Genomic DNA, 2,912 nt, shown 5'->3' on the forward strand with positions numbered 1-2,912 from the left:
TTTCGGTTTTGGTTTCTTTGATGATGGATTTACGCATCACGATTTCAATGCCGACGCTTTTCTGCAACCCTTTTTCATCAAGCAAATCATAGATACCATAAAACGGCACGCAGCCTTGAACGGACAAATCGCGCCCGGACAACGCTTCATGGAAGGCGTCTTCCTGTGCCGACAAGGCCAGTAAAGAGCTCAAGTGACCGCCCGCCGAGCCGCCCGTTAAGACGATAAAACCGGCATCACCGCCATACTCTGCGATGTTGTCTTTGACCCAAGCTAAGGCATGCTTGCAGTCGATGATATGATCAGGAAAGGTGGCCTTGGGGCTTAAACGGTAATCCACCGACACACACACCCATCCCTGTTGGGCCAGGTTCTGCATCAAAGGCAAACCTTGCTCATTCTTTGAGCCATACCCTTTCGTCCATGCGCCGCCGTGAATCTGAATCAGCACAGGAGCGTCTTTTAACTGGTTGTTCTTGCGACGAATATCGAGCTTCAAGCGCATGCCGTCCACTTCCCGATAGACAATGTTCTTATCCACTAAAAGGCCATGATCCTTCAGGTGATAAAACGGACGAATCAATCGTTGCCAGTTAAGAGAAAGATTCGAATCTTCCCCGAACAAACTTGAGAATCGCGCATGCGCTCTGAAGCCTGAGAAGTAATGGTAGCTCAGCAAAATCCAGCCCGTTGCAATAAGCATCAAGCTGAGCGCATCCATGCCGCCTGAAATCTCGCCCAAGAAAACGACCAAAAAAACCAAGATCGCTTGAACCGCCACGACATGAAGCGCTAACTCTCCAGCGGGCCAACCAAATAGAAAACTGAACACGGCATACTTTGGGTGCCGGTAAATTGGACAAATAACATTTAGCGCTAGGGCGAAACATAAAACTGCGAATAGCAAAAAAACAATATCCATAGCCATCTAACCTGCGACAGTCATAACAGGAACGCCGAATAGATAGGCATGCTTCATCGCGACAACAACGTAGGCTACAAAACCAATAAGAACTACTAAAGCGTCTCGCCAAAACGGTTGCTTGATTGCAACTGGAGCAAGCCCGCGCTTTTTAACGCTAATTCGATCTACCACCGCATAGGCGAGAAAGCTGCCAAACAACACCATCGAAGCCACATCGCCATTCGCCAACAAGTGGCCAAGCGCCCAAATTTTAACGGCCACCAGCATGGGGTGTTTCAGCTTCACTTTAATATTGGAGGGAATATAGGCCGCAGGCAGAATCAGAAATGCGATCAACACGAGCAACATCGTAATATGACGAAAAAAATCGGGTGGCGTCCACACGGAAATAAACGGAGCTTGCGCCTTACCTATCACAATGAAGTAAAAACCCACCAGAGAAATAAGTGCGAAGAGGCCCTTGTAGACCCATTCTCCTATCGAGCCCGTGAGCGATGCTCTCAAACTCTGCTTAACTGGAATCAAATGTACGGCGAAAAATATCGCCAGTCCCGCGAGCATAGTGGTCATGTTCATCTCCTGTTTTTATCGTTTTAAGTATCTTATTGATCTGATGCAGATAAGCCGTCTTGTTATCATTAACACGATTCGACACGAATGCCTCACCTAGCATACGTAAAATGCGTTCAGGCTGACTAGATTTGTTTTGTGTTTTTACCGCGTGCACTCAAAAAGCAGAGTTGCAAAATACACACTTGTCCCGCTCGAGCATTCATGCGATGTTTGCAAATATGAACAACCTAAACGCACTTAAAAGCGAAGACCCTTACCAAAACCTGCCAAGCAGCTTCTTCACGCAGCAACAACCAACATCACTTAAAAATCCTGCTTTGGTCATCGCGAGCAAGTCCTGTGCCGAGATGCTCGAAATCGACGTAAACACGCTGTCGAGCGCCGAGTCACTCGATCTATTAAGCGGCGCTCGCGTTCCCGAGCGATGGAATCCCGTCGCAATGAAGTATTTTGGTCATCAATTTGGCTACCTGAACCCTGATTTAGGCGACGGGCGCGGACTGCTCATGGCGCAGACGCGAAACAGTCGAGGTGAATTATGGGATCTGCATTTAAAAGGCTCCGGCACCACACCCTACTCTCGTGGAGGTGATGGTCGAGCGGTACTGCGATCCTGCATCCGGGAGTTTTTAGCCAGTGAGGCGCTTACGGCGCTTGGTATACCCGCAACCAGAGCCCTTGCTGTCATCACGAGTGACACACCCGTTTATCGAGAAGCACAAGAGCATGGCTCAACCTTGCTTCGCGTAGCGCGCTCGCATATCCGTTTTGGGCACTTCGAGTTTGCCTATCACTCAAAAGACAAGTCGCTCAGCGAGGCTCTAGCGCGCTATGTCATTGAGCAGCACTACCCGTGTCTCGCGCCAAACCCGCAAGGCTATGCCGACATGTTCAAACTGATTTGCGAAGCGACCGCAAGAATGATCGTGCACTGGCAAGCACAGGGCTTTGCCCACGGCGTGATGAATACCGACAACATGTCGATCATCGGCGATACATTTGATTTTGGCCCTTTTGGCTTTATGGACCGCTTCCGCTCCGCGTATATATGCAATCACTCGGATCATCAAGGACGCTATGCCTTCGACCGTCAACCCGCTATCGCGCATTGGAATCTGAGTGTGTTGGCGCAATCGCTCACCCCCTTGCTCGACAACAATGCTTTAACAGCGGGCCTGCAAGCTTACAGCGCCACCTTCAATCATGGGTTTATGCAGCGAATGCGCGAAAAGCTCGGTTGGATCAATGCAGACAATGCCGATGACAGCCTGATCTTCGAAACGCTGCAGATGCTGCAGGCCTGTCGGCTTGATTATAGTGATTTTTTCCGCCGCTTAAGCTACGTCGATGCAGCCCAAGGTTTAGCCGAACTCAGAGATCTGGCAATCGATATAGAGCGCTTCGATCTGTGGGC

The 2,912-nt window shown here is 49.7% G+C and carries 3 protein-coding genes; 1 reads left to right on the top strand and 2 read right to left on the bottom strand.

Annotated features, from left to right (window positions below; genetic code table 11):
• Positions 1 to 922 (bottom strand): alpha/beta hydrolase (locus A3751_RS16745; RefSeq protein ID WP_197466431.1); only part of this gene is annotated, 922 nt, incomplete at its 3' end.
• 6 nt (positions 923 to 928) lie between these two features.
• Positions 929 to 1,495 (bottom strand): NnrU family protein, encoded by a 567-nt coding sequence (locus A3751_RS16750; protein ID WP_068458088.1) that lies wholly within the window; start codon positions 1,493 to 1,495, stop codon positions 929 to 931.
• Positions 1,496 to 1,716: 221 nt separating this feature from the next.
• On the opposite strand from A3751_RS16750, the gene A3751_RS16755 reads away from it, so the two are divergent.
• On the top strand, positions 1,717 to 2,912 hold a 1,196-nt coding region (locus tag A3751_RS16755), incomplete at its 3' end, for a YdiU family protein (protein ID WP_197466432.1).

This window comes from Oleiphilus sp. HI0080, from assembly GCF_001635135.1.